Annotated in this window: 16 protein-coding genes; 6 read left to right on the top strand and 10 right to left on the bottom strand. The window is 72.8% G+C overall.

Annotated features, from left to right (window positions below; genetic code table 11):
• Positions 1 to 25: 25 nt before the first annotated feature.
• The 7 genes from IRY44_RS06420 to IRY44_RS06390 all read right to left on the bottom strand — a co-directional run bounded on the left by IRY44_RS06420 (position 26) and on the right by IRY44_RS06390 (position 5372).
• Positions 26 to 772 (bottom strand): MBL fold metallo-hydrolase, encoded by a 747-nt coding sequence (locus IRY44_RS06420; RefSeq protein WP_187691215.1) that lies wholly within the window; start codon positions 770 to 772, stop codon positions 26 to 28.
• 225 nt (positions 773 to 997) lie between these two features.
• Positions 998 to 1963 carry a PLP-dependent cysteine synthase family protein gene (locus IRY44_RS06415; protein ID WP_194799544.1) on the bottom strand — a complete coding sequence of 322 codons (966 nt, stop codon included), beginning with the start codon at positions 1961 to 1963 and terminating at the stop codon, positions 998 to 1000.
• A gap of 11 nt (positions 1964 to 1974) precedes the next feature.
• The gene (locus IRY44_RS06410; RefSeq protein ID WP_047892373.1) at positions 1975 to 2313 is read right to left on the bottom strand and encodes a MoaD family protein; all 339 of its coding nucleotides are present in this window, start codon (positions 2311 to 2313) and stop codon (positions 1975 to 1977) included.
• A 67-nt stretch (positions 2314 to 2380) separates the two neighbouring features.
• Positions 2381 to 2869 (bottom strand): Mov34/MPN/PAD-1 family protein, encoded by a 489-nt coding sequence (locus IRY44_RS06405; protein WP_128138201.1) that lies wholly within the window; start codon positions 2867 to 2869, stop codon positions 2381 to 2383.
• Between the two features lie 55 nt (positions 2870 to 2924).
• Positions 2925 to 3428, bottom strand: coding sequence for a DUF2017 domain-containing protein (locus tag IRY44_RS06400; RefSeq protein ID WP_194799543.1), 504 nt, complete (start codon positions 3426 to 3428; stop codon positions 2925 to 2927).
• Positions 3425 to 3715: an ATP-dependent Clp protease adapter ClpS gene (gene clpS / locus IRY44_RS06395; RefSeq protein WP_018786685.1), complete on the bottom strand. Its 291-nt coding sequence runs from the start codon at positions 3713 to 3715 to the stop codon at positions 3425 to 3427. Before clpS ends, IRY44_RS06400 begins: the two co-directional genes overlap by 4 nt.
• Before the next feature lie 115 nt (positions 3716 to 3830).
• A complete protein-coding gene (locus IRY44_RS06390) occupies positions 3831 to 5372 on the bottom strand; it encodes a hypothetical protein (RefSeq protein WP_194799542.1) in 1542 nt (513 codons plus the stop codon).
• 193 nt (positions 5373 to 5565) lie between these two features.
• On the opposite strand from IRY44_RS06390, the gene IRY44_RS06385 reads away from it, so the two are divergent.
• The 4 genes from IRY44_RS06385 to IRY44_RS06370 are packed head-to-tail and all read left to right on the top strand — an operon-like array spanning position 5566 to position 11419.
• Positions 5566 to 8238 (top strand): LuxR family transcriptional regulator, encoded by a 2673-nt coding sequence (locus tag IRY44_RS06385; protein WP_194799541.1) that lies wholly within the window; start codon positions 5566 to 5568, stop codon positions 8236 to 8238.
• A gap of 16 nt (positions 8239 to 8254) precedes the next feature.
• Positions 8255 to 9541 (top strand): nicotinate phosphoribosyltransferase, encoded by a 1287-nt coding sequence (locus IRY44_RS06380; protein WP_194799540.1) that lies wholly within the window; start codon positions 8255 to 8257, stop codon positions 9539 to 9541.
• 15 nt (positions 9542 to 9556) lie between these two features.
• On the top strand, positions 9557 to 10138 hold the full coding sequence (locus IRY44_RS06375) for an isochorismatase family protein (RefSeq protein ID WP_194799539.1): 582 nt from the start codon (positions 9557 to 9559) through the stop codon (positions 10136 to 10138).
• Positions 10139 to 10177: 39 nt separating this feature from the next.
• Positions 10178 to 11419, top strand: a complete 1242-nt coding sequence (locus tag IRY44_RS06370; RefSeq protein WP_194799826.1) for an MFS transporter — start codon at positions 10178 to 10180, stop codon at positions 11417 to 11419.
• 501 nt (positions 11420 to 11920) lie between these two features.
• Here IRY44_RS06370 and ctaD read toward each other — a convergent pair.
• The gene (ctaD, locus tag IRY44_RS06365; RefSeq protein ID WP_013284349.1) at positions 11921 to 13678 is read right to left on the bottom strand and encodes a cytochrome c oxidase subunit I; all 1758 of its coding nucleotides are present in this window, start codon (positions 13676 to 13678) and stop codon (positions 11921 to 11923) included.
• Between the two features lie 127 nt (positions 13679 to 13805).
• A complete protein-coding gene (locus IRY44_RS06360; protein WP_194799538.1) occupies positions 13806 to 14912 on the bottom strand; it encodes an FAD-dependent monooxygenase in 1107 nt (368 codons plus the stop codon).
• Positions 14913 to 15242: 330 nt separating this feature from the next.
• Here IRY44_RS06360 and IRY44_RS06355 point away from each other — a divergent pair, with 330 nt between their 5' ends.
• The gene (locus IRY44_RS06355; RefSeq protein WP_194799537.1) at positions 15243 to 16376 is read left to right on the top strand and encodes a cellulose binding domain-containing protein; all 1134 of its coding nucleotides are present in this window, start codon (positions 15243 to 15245) and stop codon (positions 16374 to 16376) included.
• A gap of 61 nt (positions 16377 to 16437) precedes the next feature.
• Here IRY44_RS06355 and IRY44_RS06350 read toward each other — a convergent pair whose 3' ends face one another.
• Positions 16438 to 17220 (bottom strand): aldo/keto reductase, encoded by a 783-nt coding sequence (locus tag IRY44_RS06350; RefSeq protein WP_194799536.1) that lies wholly within the window; start codon positions 17218 to 17220, stop codon positions 16438 to 16440.
• A 78-nt stretch (positions 17221 to 17298) separates the two neighbouring features.
• Here IRY44_RS06350 and IRY44_RS06345 point away from each other — a divergent pair, with 78 nt between their 5' ends.
• Positions 17299 to 18333: a DNA polymerase ligase N-terminal domain-containing protein gene (locus tag IRY44_RS06345; protein WP_194799535.1), complete on the top strand. Its 1035-nt coding sequence runs from the start codon at positions 17299 to 17301 to the stop codon at positions 18331 to 18333.
• Position 18334: the final 1 nt, after the last annotated feature.

Below are 18334 nucleotides of genomic sequence, written 5' to 3'. Positions count from 1 at the left end.
GCCGACGACAGGGCCGCCGCCGGGCTCAGACCTCGTAGCAGGCGCCGGGCCGGACCACGTCCAGCGGCCCGGCGTACGCCCCGGCCGCCGCCTCCACGGTCTGCGACTCGCTGCCCCAGGCCGGTACGAGATGGGTGAGCAGGAGCCGTCCCACGCCCGCCTTGGTGGCCGCCTCACCGGCCTCCCGGCCGGTCAGGTGCAGATCCGGCGGGTTCTCCACGCCGTCCATGTAGCTCGCCTCGCAGAGGAACACGTCGGCGTCCTGGGCCAGGCGTAGCAGCGCCTCGCAGGGCGCGGTGTCGGCGGAGTAGCAGAACACCCGGCCGCCGTGCTCCAGCCGCACCCCGTACGTCTCCACCGGGTGGTTCATCCGGTCGACGGTGACGGAGAACGGGCCGATCGGGAACGTGCCCGGCTGGAGGCCGTAGAACTGGTAGACGTCCTCGACCGAGCCCTCCTCCTGCCCGTACGCGGCGGCCAACCGGTCGGGCGCGCCGGACGGGGCGTACATCGGCAGGGGCGGGTACGGGCCGTCCGGCGCGTACCGGCGTACCACGACGTAGGACACGGCGTCGAACATGTGGTCGCAGTGCAGGTGGGTGAGGAGGATGGCGTCGGGGGCGTGCAGCCCGACGTAACGCTGGAGCGTGGAGAGCGACCCCACCCCGAAGTCGATCAGAAGCCGGAAGCCGTCTGCTTCCATGAGATAGGCCGAACAGGGGGATTCGGGCCCCGGGAAGCTGCCCGCGCAGCCGAGGACGGTCAGTCTCATCCGGTGGCCTCGATCTCACCATGAGTAGTCGATGCGCCGGCGGCGGCGCCGCCGATGATCTCTACCGACGCGCTCGCCACGCTGCGCAGCCTACGCGTCGCCCCGGTCGGGCAAGAATCATCTGCCGGAAGTTGTCATCAACGTGACACCCATACACGTCCGCTCCGGACGAGACCGGCGGTCCGGCCGGCGGGCACGCCACCGGCCGGACCGGCCATCGGTCCGTCAGGCCCAGAGCTGACCCTCCAGGGCCTCCTCCGCGTCGGCGAGGGTGCCGCCGTACGCGCCGGTCGAGAGGTACTTCCAGCCGCCGTCGCAGACCACGAACGCCACGTCCGCGCCGCGGCCGTCGCGGACCGCCTCGTGCGCCACCGCGAGCGCGGCGTGCAGGATGGCGCCGGTGGAGAACCCGGCGAAGATGCCCTCCACCTCGACGAGCTGCCGGGTACGCAGCACCGCGTCCCGGGTGCCCACGGAGAACCGGCGGGACAGCACCCCGGCGTCGTACAGCTCGGGCACGTAACCCTCGTCGATGTTGCGCAGACCGTAGACCAGCTCGCCGTAGCGCGGCTCGGCCGCCACGATCTGGATGCCCTCGACCTTCTCCCGCAGGTAGCGCCCGGTGCCCATGAGCGTGCCGGTGGTGCCCAGCCCGGCCACGAAGTGGGTGATGCCCGGCAGGTCCTGGAGCAGCTCCGGCCCGGTCGTCTCGTAGTGCGCCCGGGCGTTCGCCTCGTTGCCGTACTGGTAGAGCATCACCCAGTCCGGGTGCTCGGCGGAGATCTGCTTCGCGGTCGCGACCGCCTGGTTCGAGCCGCCCGCGGCGGGCGAGAAGATGATCTCCGCGCCGTACATGCGGAGCAGTTGCACCCGCTCGGTGGAGACGTTCTCCGGCATCACGCAGACCAGCCGGTAGCCGCGCAGCTTCGCCACCATCGCCAGCGAGATGCCGGTGTTGCCGCTCGTCGGCTCCAGGATCGTGTCACCCGGACGCAGCCGACCGGACTCCTCGGCCGCGCGCACCATGAACAGGGCCGCGCGGTCCTTGATGCTGCCGGTCGGGTTCCGGTCCTCCAGCTTGGCCCAGAGCCGCACCGGCGGCGCCCCGGCCGGGACCGTCGGCGAGAGCCGGGGCAACCCGACCAGCGGCGTGCCGCCGCAGGCGTCGAGGAGGCTTTCGTACCGCGCCATCGCGGGCCCCCTCAGCGGGCGGCGCGCGTGGAGACCGCGTGCGAGGCGATCGCCGCGGCGGCCGCGAAGCCGAACGCGCCACCGGCCACGGCCGGCAGGATGGTCACGCTGTCGCCGTCGTTGAGCTTGGCGTCGAGCGCGCCGAGGAAGCGGACGTCCTCGTCGTTGACGTAGACGTTGACGAACCGGTGCAGCGCGCCCGCGTCGGTGACCAGGCGGGCCTTCAGGCCGCCGTGCCGGGAGTCCAGGTCGGCGATCAGGTCGGCGAGCGTGTCGCCGCTGCCCTCGACGACCTTCGCGCCGCCGGTGTAGCTGCGCAGGATGGTGGGGATACGAACCTCGATGGCCATGATGTCTCGTGCTCCTCGTTCGGGATCGTGCCAGGTGACGGGAAAAGGAAGGTGCCGGCGCTGAAGGTCAGCGGCCGGAACACTCGTAGTCGACCGTCGCCGGGCTCTGCCCGAACATGTAGGACTGGACGGCGTTCGGGTCCACGGCGGCGTCCACGATCTCCACCGGTTCCTCGGTGACCACGCCGTCGACGATCCGGAAGGAGCGGATCTCCTCGGTGTCGGGCTCGCGGGTCGAGACGAGCAGGTAGTGCGCGCCCGGCTCGCCGGCGAAGGAGACGTCCGTACGTGACGGGTAGGCCTCCGTCGCGGTGTGCGAGTGGTAGATGACGACCGGTTCCTCGTCGCGGTCGTCCATCTCGCGCCACACCCGCAACTGCTCCATCGAGTCGAACTCGTAGAACGTCATGGAGCGGGCGGCGTTGTCCATCGGGATGTGCCGGGTCGGGGTGTCGCTGCCGACGGGGCCGGCGACCACGCCGCACGCCTCGTCCGGGTGGTCCCGACGCGCGTGGGCGACGATCGCGTCGATGATCGACCGGTCGATGCTCAGCACGCCGCCAAGCCTAGCCCCTGGCCCGGCCGGGCGGCGAGGTGGCGACCGTCACCACTCAGTCGATGAGCGCGTTGAGCAGGGATTCCTGGAGATATCCGAGATAGGCGTAGACCGACAGTTGGAACACCCGGGACGAGCCCGGGTCCGCGGCGACCGCGTCGTCGAGCTCCTCACCCAGGTCGGTGCCGTCCTTGATCTCCAGGCGTACGCCCATCGCCAGCCGGGCGTCGTTCAGCGCCCGCAGCCACGCCTCGGCCGCCTCCGCGTCCAGCCGCACCTCGCCGCCGGCGTCTCCGTCGGGCAGCGCGGCGAGCACGGCGCCCGCCTGGTCGATCTTGCCGGTCTTCAGGTCGCCCTCGGTGTAGCGGCGGAACTCGGCGGTGCCGGCGTCGTCGTCCGGGTAGGCGTCGGGAAACAGCCGCCCGACCACCGGATCGCCGTGGTCGAAGCCGTCGGTCAGCAGGCCGACCACCTCGCCTGCGACCTTGCGCAGGACCCGGACCTCGTCGACCGCGAACGTGGCCACGTAGTGGTCGCCCCGGCGGCGGAACATGCTCATGACCTGTCCACCGTCGCCCAGAGGCCGTACGCGTGCAGCTGCGCCGCGTCGTGCTCCATCCGCTCCCGCGCGCCGCTGGAGACCACGGCCTTGCCCTTGTGGTGCACGTCCAGCATGAGCCGCTCCGCCTTCTCCCGGCTGTACCCGAAGAGCTTCTGGAACACCCAGGTCACGTACGTCATCAGGTTGACCGGATCGTCCCAGACGATGGTCACCCACGGCCGGTCGGAGACCGGCACCTCTTCGGTGTCCGGCGTCTCGACCGGCGCAACCTGTGGAGCCGCCATGCCCCCCATCGTGCCACCGGATCCGGGGAACCGATGAACCGGAACGGCGCGGCGGTCGTCGTCACCCGCCCGGGCGGCGTACGCGAGCCCGGGTCGCGGTGTGCCCGCGCCGTGGTCAGGCAAGCAGGATGCCGTGGTCGACCGCATCGGCGAGCACCCCGCCGAGCGAGAGACGGATCACCTCGAAGCGGCGGGACACCTCGCGGGACAGTTCGAGCTCGACCTCGCGCAGCGCGCGCTGGGCCCAGGAACGGGCGGCGTTCGGGTCGTCGTTGCCCGGTGCCCGCCAGTGCTGCCAGCAGCCGCCGTTGAGGGCGACGCCGACCGGCGGGAGCACCTCGTCCCGCTGGGCGCCGGGCAGCCCGGCCAGCGCGTCCAGGGCGCCCGCGCCGGTCAGCCCGGCGACCCCGGCCGTGCTGGTGACCAGGAGCACCCGGTCCAGCTCGGGGGCGTCCGGGTGGTCCGCCAGGCCCAAGCGCACCGCGTGGATGATCCGCCGGCGTACGCCCTCTGCCAGCGGCGCGCCGAAGACCCGGGCGGCGGCCTCGTCGACCAGGCCCCGCACGGCCTCGTCGCACTGCGTGGTGGCGAGCAGCGACAGGGCCTCCAGCTCCCGGTCGAGCATCTGCGGCAGGCCGGCGCAGCCGACCCCGAAGACGATCTCCTGCACCACCCGCAGGTGGATGTTCGCCAGCTCCAGGGCGAGGTGCTGACGGATCCGGCGGGCGCAGGCGCGGGCCTGGCGGTCGATCCCGTCGGCCAGCTCACCCGGCTCGACACCGGTGAGCACCGGCACCCGGCCGTGCCCGCCGACCGGCACCGGCGGGTGGGCGCTGCCGCGCCGCCGCACCTCGTCGGCGGCCCAGTTCACCAGCGCTCGGCGCAGGTTCGGCAGCTCGGCGCGGCGGGCCGGGAACCACCGGGCCGGGGCGAGCGCCGGCACGGCGGCCAGCAGCGCGGCGCGGTGCGCCTCGATGGAGACCGAGACCGGGTCGAGCGGGCGGGCGGACCCGGCCCGGCCGGACGCCGTCCGGTCCTGGGCCCGCGCGTCGTCGTCCGGCGCCGGGCCGGTCACGCCGGGCGTGACGGCGAAGAACACCTCGACCCGGGTACGCACCACCTCGGCCAGCAGGTGCAGCTCGGCCGCGCTGAACGCCTGGTCGGCGGAGATCACGAAGAGCAGCGCGCCGGCCCGGCCGACGGCGTCGCGCAGCACCCGGCCGCCGGCCACACCGAGCGTGCCGGTATCAGGCGTGTCGACCACCGCGAAGTGCCGCAGCAGCGGATCGGGCAGGCTCAGCTCGACCCGGCGGGGCGGCCGGGCCAGCGCCGGGCCGGCCGCGAGCGGGTCGGCGCCGTAGGAGTGCGGCTGGCGGTAGCCCGGGACGTACGCGGCGCGGGTGGCGGTGGCGGCGTGCTGGATCAGCAGGTTGCTCCCCGGCGGCACGGCGAGCGTCGCGGCCTCGATCCCGAGCAGGCCGGCGATCAGCTCGCGTCGGTTCGCGCCGGCCGGACCGGCGACGACCACCGCCATCGGCTCGTCCGGACCGGGCGCTGTCACACCGAGCCGGGTCGGCAGCGGGGCACTTCCGGAGGAGGGCTCGGCCTGACGGCGCGGGTCGGGCACGTCGACCGAAGGGAGCGGACCCGGTGTCATCAGGTGGGCCTCCCGGTCGGGCGACCGGGGTGCCGGTCGCGGATCTTCCCTGGGTACGGGGACTGCCGGAAGAGTACGGGTGTCGGCCATCCGACAGCCAACAACTCCGGTACTCACGGGTAATGAACAGATTACTCAACTTCACTGCGTGACGATACGCACGCGGACGGAACACGGTCGATATGCTGCATCGATGAGTAGGTGGGAGTTCGTCGGCCGTACTGATGAACTCAACCGTCTGCTGTCGGCGGTCGGCGGCCCCGAGGGGCGCGGTTTGCTCTTCGGCGGCGACGCCGGGGTCGGCAAGAGCCGGCTGCTGCGCGAAGGGGTGGCCGCGCTCTCCCCCGAGCGGTACGCGATCTGGTCCATCGCGGCCAGCGCCACCACTGCCGCGCTGCCGTTCGGCGGGCTGGTCCAGGTGCTGCCCGCCTCGCAGCCGCAGGGCCTGTCCCCCGCCGGAATCCTGCGCTGGGCCCTGGACGTGCTCCAGGAACAGGCAGCCGGCCGGCCCATCGTGCTCGCCGTCGACGACGCGCATCTGCTCGATCCGCCCTCGGCGGCGCTCGTGCACCTGGTCGCCCGCTCGGAGAACGCGTATGTGATCGGGACGCTGCGCAACGGCGAACAGGTCCCGCTGCCGATCCGGGCACTCTGGACCGACGACCTGGCCGACCTGGTCGAGCTCGGCCCGCTGTGCCGCACCGAGACCTCGGGGCTGCTCGCCGCCATCCTGGGCGGCCCGGTCGACGCCTGCTCCTCGGACCGGCTGTTCCAGCTCTCCGCCGGCAACCCGCTGCTGCTGCGGGAGCTGGTGCTCGCCGCCGACGACGCGCTGGACCGCAGGTACGGGCTCTGGACCTGGACCGGCCGGCTGGAGCTGGCGCCCAACCTCACCGAGCTGATCGACACCCGGATCGGCCAGCTCACCCCCGGCGTCCGGGCGGTCGTCGAGCTTGTCGCCTTCGGCGAGCCGCTGGGCCTGCAACTGCTGGAACGGGCGGTCGACCCGGCGGACGTGGAGACGGCCGAGGAACGCGGGCTCATCGCGCTGGTCCACGACGACCGGCGGCTCAACGTCCGGCTGGCGCACCCGCTCTACGGCGAGGTGATGCGCCGGCACTGCCCGGTCAGCCGCACCCGCCGGCTCCAGGCCACCCTGGCCGGGCTGCTGGAACAGGTCGGCAAGCGCCGCCGGGAGGACCTGCTGCGCGTCGCGGTGTGGCGGCTCGACTCGGGTACGGCGCAGGACGTGGCCCTGCTGCTCGAAGCGGCGGTGCAGGCGTTCGGCAGGTACGACGTGCCGCTTGCCACCCGGCTGGCCCGCGCGGCGCTTGAGGCCGGCGGCGGCACGGACGCGGCCGAGCTGCTCGCCACCATCCTCATGTTCGGCGACCGCCCGGACGAGGCGATCGGCGTGCTCGACCAGGTCGCCGGCGAGATCCACGACGACCGGCGGCGCAGCCGGTGGCTGACCGTGCGGGGCATGGTCAGCTACTGGGGGCTCAACCGCGAGTCCACGGTGGAGGAGATCGCCGCGCGCGGCGAGGAGCTGAGCGACCCCGCCGACCGGGCCCGGGTACGCGCGTTCGAGGCCATCATGCGGCTGCACCGGCTCGACGTCGACGTCGCGGTACGGCTGGCCCAGGAGGTGCTGGACCGGCCCGCCGCCCCGATGGCCGCCCGGGAGCTGGCCCGCTGCACGCTCGCCCACCTCCAGGCCGCGCAGGGGCAATACCAGCGCAGCGCCACAGCGATCGCCCGGGTGCAGGCCGAGGCGGCGTGCTGGCGGGCCGACATGCCCTACCTCCAGCTCGCCATGGAGCTGGCCCGGGGCACCCGGCTGACGCTCTCCGGCGACCTGCCCGGCATCGACGCGATCGTCGCCGACGAGTTCGCCGACCTGGCCGGGGCCGGTGACTTCCGGCTCGGCACCGGCTACCTGGCCATCCTCCAGGCGTACGCGGCGCGGCTGCGCGGGCGTGGCGACGAGGCGCTGCGGACCAGCCTGGAGGCGTGCGCGGTGCTCGCCACCAGCCGGGTGTACGCGGGCCTCGCGCACGCGGAGCGCGCCCAGGCCGCCGCGCTGCGCGGGGACGTGACGCACGCGGCCGACGCGATGGCCGAGGCGGACCGGACGCACGCGCCCGGTATGGCCGTGCTCTACCCGTGGCTGGAGCAGGCCCGGGGCGCGGTCCAGGCCGCCACGGGTGACCTGCCGGCGGCCACCAAGCACCTGTGCGCGCTCGCCGACCGGCTGCGCGAGGACGGCCTGGCCGGGCACGAGCTGCTCGTCCTGCTCGACCTGGTCCGGCTGGACCAGGCCGCCGCGCCGGTCGGGCCGACCTGCACCGACGGTGGCCGGCGTACCGTGGCGCAACGCCTGGCCGAACTCTCCGAGCAGGTCGACGGCGTCCTGCCGCCGCTCGTCGCCCGGTTCGGCCGGGCCGCTGTCGACGGCTCGCCGGACGCGCTGCTCGCGGTCGCCGACGGCTTCGCCGACCGGGAGCTGATCGTGTACGCGGCCGAGGCGACCGCCCTGGCCCTGCATCGGACGCGACACGTCCGGGCCGGCGCCACCGGGCCGATCCGGGAACGCCTCGCGGATCTGCTGCGCCGCTGCGACGAGATCTCCACCCCGGCGCTGCGGCTGCTGCGCCCGGCGCTCAGCGAGCGGGAGTGGGAGATCGCCCGGCTGGCCGCAGACGGCGTGACCAGCCGCGCCATCGCCGAGCGGCTGTTCCTGTCGACCCGCACGGTGGAGAACCATCTCCAGCGCGTCTACAGCAAGCTCGGCGTCGCCGGGCGCGGCGAGTTGCGGGCCGCACTGCGGTCCATGCCGGGGCACGACGGCGTGGACCCGGGCTGAACTCTAGGCTGGGGCGGTGAGCACCCTTCGTCCCGCGCTGCTGACCGACCACTACGAGCTGACCATGGTCAGCGCGGCCCTGCGTGACGGCACGGCCGACCGACGCTGCGTCTTCGAGGTGTTCAGCCGGCGGCTGCCGGCCGGGCGCCGGTACGGCGTGGTCGCCGGAACCGGCCGCCTGATCGAGATGATCCGCGACTTCCGGTTCGATCCGGCGGAGATCGACTTCCTGCGCCGTACCGGTGTGGTGGACGAGCCGGCCGCGCAGTGGCTGGCCGACTACCGGTTCACCGGCGACATCGACGGCTACGCCGAGGGCGAGTTGTTCTTCCCCGGCTCGCCGATCCTCACCGTGTCCGGCACGTTCGCCGAGTGCGTGGTGCTGGAGACGCTCGTACTGTCGGTGCTCAACCACGACTGCGCGGTCGCCGCCGCCGCGGCTCGGATGGTCACCGCGGCCCGGGGCCGGGCGCTGATCGAGATGGGCTCCCGCCGGGCGCACGAGGAGGCCGCCGTCGCAGCGGCGCGGTCCGCGTACCTGGCCGGGTTCCGGTTCACCTCCAACCTGGCCGCCGGGCAGCGCTACGGCATCCCCACCGCGGGCACCGCCGCGCACGCCTTCACGCTGCTGCACGACGACGAGCGGGCGGCGTTCGCCTCCCAGGTCGCCACGCTGGGCAAGGACACCACGCTGCTCGTCGACACGTACGACATCGCCCAGGGCATCCGCAACGCGATCGCGGTGGCCGGGCCGGAGCTGCGGGCGGTCCGGATCGACTCCGGCGACCTCGCGGTGATCGCCCAGCAGTCCCGGGAGCTGCTCGACTCGCTCGGCGCCACCGAGACGAAGATCATCGTCTCCGGCGATCTCGACGAGTACGCCATCGCCGCGCTCGCCGCCGAACCGGTCGACATGTACGGCGCCGGCACCGCCGTGGTGACCGGCTCCGGAGCGCCCACCGCCGGCCTGGTCTACAAGCTGGTCGAGGTGGAGGGGCGGCCGGTGGTCAAGCGCTCCGAGCACAAGGCCACCATCGGCGGCCGGAAGGTCGCGGTCCGCCGGCACAAGCCGACCGGCACCGCCACCGAGGAGGTCATCGTGCCGCAGGGCGTACCGGACCGGCAGCCGAACGACCGGCTGCTCCAGCGCTCGTACGTGGTGTCGGGCGAGCCGGAGACGCTGCCCACGCTGGAGGAGTCCCGGGACCACCTGCGCCAGTGCCTGATCTCCATCCCGTGGGAGGGGCTCAAGCTCTCCGCCGGGGATCCCGCCGTACCGGTGACCGTCGTACCCGCGAGCTGAGGAGGAACCCGTCAGATGGCGAACGCCCTGATCATCGTGGACGTACAGAACGACTTCTGCGAGGGCGGCTCCCTCGCGGTCGGTGGCGGGGCCGGCGTGGCCGCCGGCATCTCCCGGCTGCTCGCCGCCGAGCCGGACCGGTGGGACCACGTGGTCGCGACGAAGGACTACCACATCGACCCGGGCGCGCACTTCGGCGACCCGCCGGACTACGTCGACTCCTGGCCCCGGCACTGCGTGGTCGGCACGACGGGTTCCGAGTTCCACCCCGAGTTGGCGACCGACCGGGTGGAGGCGATCTTCCACAAGGGCGAGCACGCGGCCGCGTACTCCGGTTTCGAGGGCCACGCCACCGACGGCGAGTGCCTGGCCGACTGGCTGCGGCGGCACGACGTGGACCAGGTCGACGTGGTGGGCATCGCCACCGACCACTGCGTGCGCGCGACCGCACTGGACGCCGCCCGGGAGGGCTTCCGGACCACGGTGCTGCTCGACCTGACCGCCGCCGTCGCGCCGGACACGCTCGACGTCGCGCTGCGGGCGCTGGACGGCGCCGGGGTGACAATGGTGGGCGAGCCTGTGATCACTGCCGCTTGACCTGATAATTGCTTGCGGGTGTCGTACCCCGGCCCGAGGATGGCGCCGGAGGTACGGACCGTCGTGAACCTGAAGCCTTACCGGGAAGCGCTCGCCCTACCCGGTCTCCGATCGTTGCTGCTGGTGTCGGTGCTCGCCCGTGTGCCGCTGACCGCCACCGGGGTGACGCTCACCTTCTACGTGGTGCTCGACCTGGGCCGCGGCTACGGCGCCGCCGGCCTGGTCGGCGCCGCGTCGACGATCGGCGCGGCGGTCGGCGCCCCGCTGCTCGGGCGGCTCATCGACCGCCGAGGGCTCCGGCCGGTGCTGGTGCTCACCACAGTCGCCGAGGCGCTGTTCTGGTCCGCCGCGCCCACACTGCCGTACCCGGTACTCCTGCCGGCAGCGTTCTTCGCCGGGCTGCTCGCCCTGCCGATCTTCTCGATGGTCCGCCAGTCGATCGCCGCGCTGGTGCCGGTGGAGAAGCGCCGCCCCGCGTACGCGCTGGACTCGATGGCCGTGGAGCTGTCGTTCATGGTCGGCCCGGCGCTCGCCGTGGCCCTGGCCACCGCCGTCACGCCGCGCCTGACGCTCTGGGCAGTCGGCGCCGGGATCGTCGCCTCCGGCATCTGCTTCTGGGTGCTCGACCCGCCGATCCGGGCCGCCGACGAACCGGCCGCTCCGCCGCGCCCGGTGCACCGCCGCGAATGGCTCACCCCGCGCCTGCTCGCCGTCCTGGCGGTCAGCCTCGCCGCCACCCTGGTGCTCGGCGGCACCGACGTCGCGGTGGTCGCCGTGCTCAGGGAGGGAGGCGAGGTCGGCTGGACCGGCGCCGTGCTGGCCGCCTGGGCGGTCGCCTCGCTGGCCGGCGGCTTCGCCTACGGCGCGGTACGCCGCTCGTTCTCCCCGCTGGCGCTGATGGCGGCGCTGAGCCTCACCACCATCCCGGTCGGGCTGGGCGGGTCGCACTGGTGGCTGCTGTGTCTGGCGCTGATCCCGGCCGGTGCGCTCTGCGCCCCCACCATCGCGTCCACCTCCGACGCGGTGAGCCGGCTGGCCCCGTCCTCCGTCCGGGGTCTGGCGATGGGCCTGCACGGTTCCGCCGTGACGGTCGGCATCGCGCTCGGCGCACCGCTGGCCGGCGCGGTCATCGACGCCTCCGCGCCCGCGTGGGGCTTCGTGGTCACGGGCGCGATCGGCGCGCTGGTGGCGCTGGCGGTGCTCCCGATAGAGCTGCGCCACCGCCGCACCCCGGCCCTCACCCCGACCCCGGACCCCGACCTGGCCCTGGCGTCCCGCTAGCCCCCGGGCCCCGCCCCCGCCTCCACCCACCCCACCCCGCGTGATCAACTCCCCGAGGCGGGGCGAAACCAGTACGGGGAAGTGGCTAGGTCCCGGCGCTCCGGACACCACCACTCCCCCGTACTGGCGTCGCGTGACGGCCCCGGCCGGAACCCCACGTTCCCGGAAGTTGACCAAGGAGTTGGTGTCCCCCCATGCAGGCCAAACCGACACAAACCCCTTGATCACCGGGGCGCCCCGAGGCGGGGCGAAACCAGTACGGGGAAGTGGCTGGCTCCAGGCGCTCCGGACACCACCACTCCCCCGAACTGGTGCCGCACCCCGCCCCCCACCCCGGCGATCATGAAGTTGGCGGCGACAAATCGGACACGGAACACCGTCAACTTCATGATCAACGGGGACGGGCGGGGACGGGCGGGCGGGGACGGGCGGGGACGGGCGGGAGAAACAGAGCGGGCGCCGCACCCCGTGGGGGAGTGCGGCGCCCGGCCTTGGACTGCGTCAGCGCTGGTCGAGGTTGCCTGCGGTGTCCTCCTGGTAGCTGGCGCCACCGTTGACCTCGCTGGTCAGCGGCTTGGCACCACCCTCCGGCGGACCGGCCAGGCTCTGCCCGGCGGCCAGCTCGGGGAACTTCGCGTCGAACGCCGGCCGCTCCGAGCGGATGCGCGGCATGCGGTCGAAGTTACGCAGCGGCGGCGGGGAGCTGGTGGCCCACTCGAGCGAGTTGCCGTGGCCCCACGGGTCGTCGACCTCGACTACCGGGCCGGTCTTGTACGACTTCCAGCAGTTCCAGATGAACGGCAGCGTCGAGATACCGGTGATGAACGCGCCGATCGTGGAGATCGTGTTCAGCGTGGTGAAGCCGTCGGCGGCCTGGTAGTCGGCGTACCGGCGCGGCATGCCCTCGTTGCCCAGCCAGTGCTGCACCAGGAACGTGGTGTGGAAGCCGATCATGGTCAGCCAGAAGTGGATCTTGCCGAGCCGCTCGTCGAGCATCCGGCCGAACATCTTCGGGAACCAGAAGTAGATGCCGGCGAACACCGCGAACACGATGGTGCCGAAGAGTACGTAGTGGAAGTGCGCCACCACGAAGTACGAGTCGTGCAGGTGGAAGTCGAGCGGCGGGCTGGCCAGCAGCACACCGGTGAGACCACCGAAGAGGAAGGTCACCAGGAAGCCGATCGAGAACAGCATCGGCGTCTCGAACGTGATCTGGCCCCGCCACATGGTGCCGATCCAGTTGAAGAACTTCATACCGGTGGGCACGGCGATCAGGTAGCTCAGGAAGCTGAAGAACGGCAGCAGCACCTGGCCGGTGGCGAACATGTGGTGCGCCCAGACGCTCATCGACAGGGCGGCGATGGCGATGGTGGCGGCCACCAGGCCCTTGTAGCCGAAGATCGGCTTCCGGGAGAACACCGGGATGATCTCGCTGATGATGCCGAAGAACGGCAGCGCGATGATGTAAACCTCGGGGTGACCGAAGAACCAGAACAGGTGCTGCCACAGCATCGGCCCGCCGGTCGCCGGGTCGTACACGTGGGCGCCCATCAGGCGGTCCGCGGCGAGCGCGAACAGCGCGGCGGCCAGCAGCGGGAAGACCAGGATCGCCAGCAGGCTGGTGACCAGCATGTTCCAGGTGAAGATCGGCATCCGGAACATGGTCATGCCGGGCGCGCGCAGGGTCAGGATCGTGGTGATCAGGTTGACCGCGCCGAGGATCGTGCCCAGACCGGAGATGGCCAGGCCGACGACCCACATGTTGGCGCCCACGCCCGGGGCGTGGTCGGCGGTGCTCAGCGGCGTGTACGCGGTCCAGCCGAAGTCGGCCGCGCCGCCCGGGGCGATGAAGCCCGCGGTGGCGAGCGTGCCACCGAACAGGTACAGCCAGTAGGCGAAGGCGTTGAGCCGGGGGAACGACACGTCCGGCGCGCCGATCTGCAGCGGCACCACGTAGTTCGCGAAGGCGAACACGATCGGCGTCGCGAAGAACAGCAGCATGATCGTGCCGTGCATCGTGAAGAGCTGGTTGTACTGCTCGGGCGACAGGAACTGCAGGCCCGGTCGCGCGAGTTCGGCACGCATGATCAGGGCCATCAGGCCACCGATCATGAAGAACACGAACGCGGTGACCATGTACATGATCCCGATCTGCTTCGCGTCCGTGGTGCGCAGCAGCCGCGCGATGGCCGACCCCTTGACCGGCTCGCGGACCGGCCAGGGCCGGGTCACGACCGGCTTGGGTGCGACGGTGGTCACGAGTGGCCTCCGGTTCTGGTTGTCCCGCTCGGCGCGCTGGTCATCGGCGCAGCCGTCATCCGTAGGGAGGATAGTCCCCGGTAGGTGGCCCCGCCGCGTGGGGTGGGCGGCTACGATCTCCCGCTCTCTAGAGGGGACCGGTCAGGAGCCGGTAGTGCTCCCGGAAGATCCGCCCGCCGCGTCCGCGCAGCAACGGGTCGCGCAGCGCCGGCGGCACGTCGCGGGTGCGGTTGCGGTCCCGGGTCCGGTCCCGCACCCAGCGGGTACGCGGGCGGCGACGACTCTCGTACGCGATCAGCGCGGCGTCGACGCTGCCGGCGGCGCGCAGCGACTCGGCGAGCACGACGGCGTCCTCCAGCGCCATGGCGGCACCCTGGGACAGCGTCGGCGCGGTCGCGTGAGCGGCATCACCGACGAGCAGCACCCGGCCGTGGAACCAGCGTCCCAGCTCGACCTCCTCGGTGCGCTCCACGCACACGCTCTCCAGCGCGGCGAGCACCTCGGGCACCGGGCCGCCGTAGGAGCCGAACAGCTCGTGCAGGCGGGCCAGCGGATCGGCGGGCAGGTCGGTGCCGGCCTCGTCGGCGTAGCAGTAGAGCCGTCCGGCGCCGAGCGGCACCACGAGGAACCCGGCCCGCTGGCCGAGCAGGGCGGTCCAGTCCGCGATCCGGGGGCCGCCGCGCACCAGGGCGCGGTAGACCACCTGCCCGGCGGGGCGTGGCGGTCCGCCGAGCGCGGCGAGCGTCCGTACCGCCGAGCGGGGTCCGTCAGCGCCGACGACCAGGTCGTACTCCGCGGTGGTGCCGTCGGTGAAGCCGACGGCGACCCGCCCGGGCAGCGGGTCGACGGTGCTCACCTCGGCGCCGTGGCGCACCGCGCCGCCGGCACCGGTGAGCAGTACCCGGTGCAGTTCGGCCCGGGGCAGCGCCCGGCACTCCCCCACGCCGGCCCAGAGCGCGTCGAGGTCGACCTCGCACAGCGGCGCCCCGGCGGCGTCGAGGAAGCGCTGCCGGTGGATCACCTGGCCGAGCGGGCGCAGCGGCCCGTCGAGGTCGAGCCGGCGCATCGCCCGGGCGGCGTTGCCCGGTAGGTAGAGGCCGGTCTCGATCGTCTCGGTGGGTGGCAGCCGTTCGGTGACGTCGGGCCGGAACCCCGCCAGGCGCAGCGCCCGGGCCACGGCGAGGCCGGCGATGCCCGCGCCGACGACGAGGATGCGCAGGGGGGAACCACCCATCACGGGGTACGCCTCCGGAGGGGGATCGGAACGCGTTGGAGGCAAGACATTACTCGCCGCAACCAGGCGGCGGAAGTGCCCGTGCGCCCTGGCGCGGGCCGCCGGTCGGCGGCGCACCCCGTCCCACCGGCAGGAATCCCGCCTCCATCTGGGGGAAGGGGGCGGCCGCGGTCCTCTCGTGCGCCACCGGCCGGACGCGGAGCGTTAACGAGCCCGGCGCATTTGCGCAATGATTCGAGACATGTAAATGTGTGCAGTGCATCGTGGGAGCGCTCCCGCCCGTACCACCGACCGAACCGGCGCCGTCCCCGCGCCGAGCCAAGGAGCATCATGAAGCGTCCACTCAGGGCCCTCGCGGCGGCCGGACTGCTCGCCGCCGGCACCCTCGTCGCCGTCGCGCTCGGCGGCACCGCCTCCGCCGACACCCAGATCTGCGAGCAGTACGGCTCGACCACCATCGGCGGCAAGTACGTGGTGCAGAACAACCGCTGGGGCACCAGTGCCCAGCAGTGCATCAACGTCACCTCGACCGGCTTCTCGATCACCCGGGCGGACGGCTCCGCGCCGACCAACGGGGCGCCGGTCGCGTACCCGTCGATCTTCGTGGGCTGCCACTACACCAACTGCTCGCCCGGCACGAACCTGCCGGTGCAGGTGAAGAACATCAGCAGCGCCCCGTCCAGCATCAGCTACAACTACGTCAGCGGCGCGATCTTCAACGCGTCGTACGACATCTGGCTCGACCCGTCGCCCAAGCGCGACGGCGTGAACCAGATGGAGATCATGATCTGGCTCAACCGGCAGGGCTCGATCCAGCCCATCGGCTCGCCGGTCGGCACCGCCAGCATCGCCGGCCGCACCTGGGAGGTCTGGCGCGGCAGCAACGGCTCCAACAACGTCATCTCGTACCTGTCGCCGTCCGCCATCCCCAGCTTCAGCTTCGACGCGATGGCGTTCATCAACGACACCCGCAACCGGGGCGCGATCACGAACGACTGGTACCTGACCAGCATCCAGGCCGGGTTCGAGCCGTGGCAGGGCGGCGTCGGACTGGCGGTGAACTCGTTCTCGCAGAGCGTCAACACCGGTTCCAACCCGCCGCCGACCACGTCCGCGCCGACCACGCCTCCGCCGTCCGGCGGCGCGTCCTGCACCGTCACCTACAAGGCGGCGAACGTCTGGAACAACGGCTTCACCGCCGACGTGACCGTCAAGAACACCGGCTCCGGCACGATCAACGGCTGGACGCTCAACTACAACCTGCCCTCCGGGCAGACCGTCACCAACGCGTGGAACGCCACCGTGAGCCAGAGCGGCTCGGCGGTGACCGCCCGCAACGCCGGCTACAACGGCACGCTGGCGCCCGGGGCGTCCACCAGCTTCGGCTACCAGGCGACGCTGAACGGCAGCTACTCCGCGCCGAGCAGCTTCACGCTCAACGGCTCCACCTGCGCCCGGGGCTGACCACCGCACACGAGAAGGGGGCGCGGTCCGCGACGGACCGCGCCCCCTTCCCCGGTACGCCTCAGCCGGCGAGTGCGTCGACGTCGCGCATCTCCTCGGCGGTGAGCGAGAACCCGAACACGTCGACGTTGGCCCGGATGCGCTCCGGCGTGACCGACTTCGGGATGACCACGATCTCGTGGTCGATGTGCCAGCGCAGCACCACCTGGGCCGGTGACACGTCGTGCGCCTGGGCGATGCGGACCAGCACCGGGTCGGACAGGTCACTGGCCTTGAACGGGCTGTACCCCTCCAGCGCCACGCCCCGGTCCCGGTGGGCGGCGTGCGTGTGCCTGTCGTACAGCGACGGGCTCCAGCGGATCTGGTTGACCGCGGGCGTCTCCTCGGTGGCCTGGATCAGCTCGTCGATCTGCCCGATCGAGTAGTTGCTCACCCCGACCGTGCGCGCCATGTTCTCGTCCCGCGCGGCGAGCATCTCCCGCCACACCGGGATGCTGTCGCCCGGCGCGGACGGCGGCCAGTGCACCAGCCACAGGTCGACGTAGTCGGTGTCCAAGGCGGCCAGGCTGGCCTCGATGGTCTCCCGCTCCCGGCCCACCCGGTCCGGCGGCAGTTTGGTGGTGATGAAGACGTCCTCGCGGCGCAGACCGCTCTCCTTCACCGCCCGCCCGACCTCCTTCTCGTTGCCGTACATGGTGGCCGTGTCGATGTGCCGGTAGCCGGCGTCCAGCGCGGCGAGCACCGCCTGGTACCCGGCCTCGCCGGTGGCCTGCCACGTGCCGAAGCCGAGCAGCGGGATCCGGACGTCGCCGGTGAGCGGAAGGGTGGGCTGGTCGCTGTCCATGTCCCCCGTTCTACCCCGGTTGGCCGCACACACACCGGCATCCCGGCGCGTACGGCGGGTCTGGGGGAGGATGCGGGGATGGCGGACCGGCTGGAGGAGTACCGGCGGAAACGGGACGCCGCGCGTACCCCGGAACCGGTGCCCGAGCGGGCTGCCGGCCGGAAACGGTCCGCGCGGCGCGCCCCCCGCTTCGTCATCCAGCAGCACCACGCCCGGAGCCTGCACTGGGACCTGCGCCTGGAGCACGACGGCGTGCTCGCCTCCTGGGCGGTGCCGCGCGGCCTGCCGCGCGACCCGGGCCGCAACCACCTGGCGGTGCACACCGAGGACCACCCGATGGAGTACCTGACGTTCCACGGGGAGATCCCGGCCGGGGAGTACGGCGGCGGGCGGATGACAGTGCACGACACCGGCACCTACCGCGCGGAGAAGTGGCGCGACGACGAGGTGATCGTGGTGCTCGACGGCGAGCGCACGAAGGGCCGGTACGTCCTGTTCGCCACCGGCGGGCGGGGCCGGGACTGGATGATCAGGCGCACCGACCCGGCACCGGAGGGCTGGACGCCGATGCCCGAGCTGGTCCGCCCGATGCTCCCCGCCGAGGGCGGGCGGCTGCCGCGCGACGCCGCCGCCTGGGGGTACGAGCTGCGCTGGGCGGGCGTGCGCGCGATGGCGTACGTCTCGGGCGGCCGGCTGCGGCTGCTCGACGGCGACGACACCGACGTCAGCGGGTCGTACCCCTGGGCACGGGCGATGGCCGAGGCGCTGGCCCCGGCCGAGGCGGTGCTCGACGGCGTGCTGGTCCGGATCGACCCGGCCGGGCGGGTCCGTCCGCCGACCCGGCGCGACGGTCAGTTCCTCGCCGTCGACCTGCTCTGGCTGGAGGGCGTGTCCAGCCTCGACGTGCCGTACGCGCAACGCCGTGACCTGCTCGACGGCCTGGCGCTCACGGGTCCGCACTGGCAGACTCCGCCGTGGTTCCCGGGAGTCGGCGCGGACGCCCTACGGGCCGCCCGTGAGCAGGGGCTCCCGGGAGTGGTGGCGAAACGCCTCGACTCCCCGTACGAGCCGGGCCGGCGCAGCCGGCACTGGCTGAGCATCGACGCGAGCTGAG

The sequence above is a fragment of the Micromonospora sp. ANENR4 genome, assembly GCF_015354395.1.
GTDB lineage: Bacteria > Actinomycetota > Actinomycetes > Mycobacteriales > Micromonosporaceae > Micromonospora > Micromonospora aurantiaca.
This window is presented reverse-complemented; position numbering and strand designations above follow the sequence as displayed.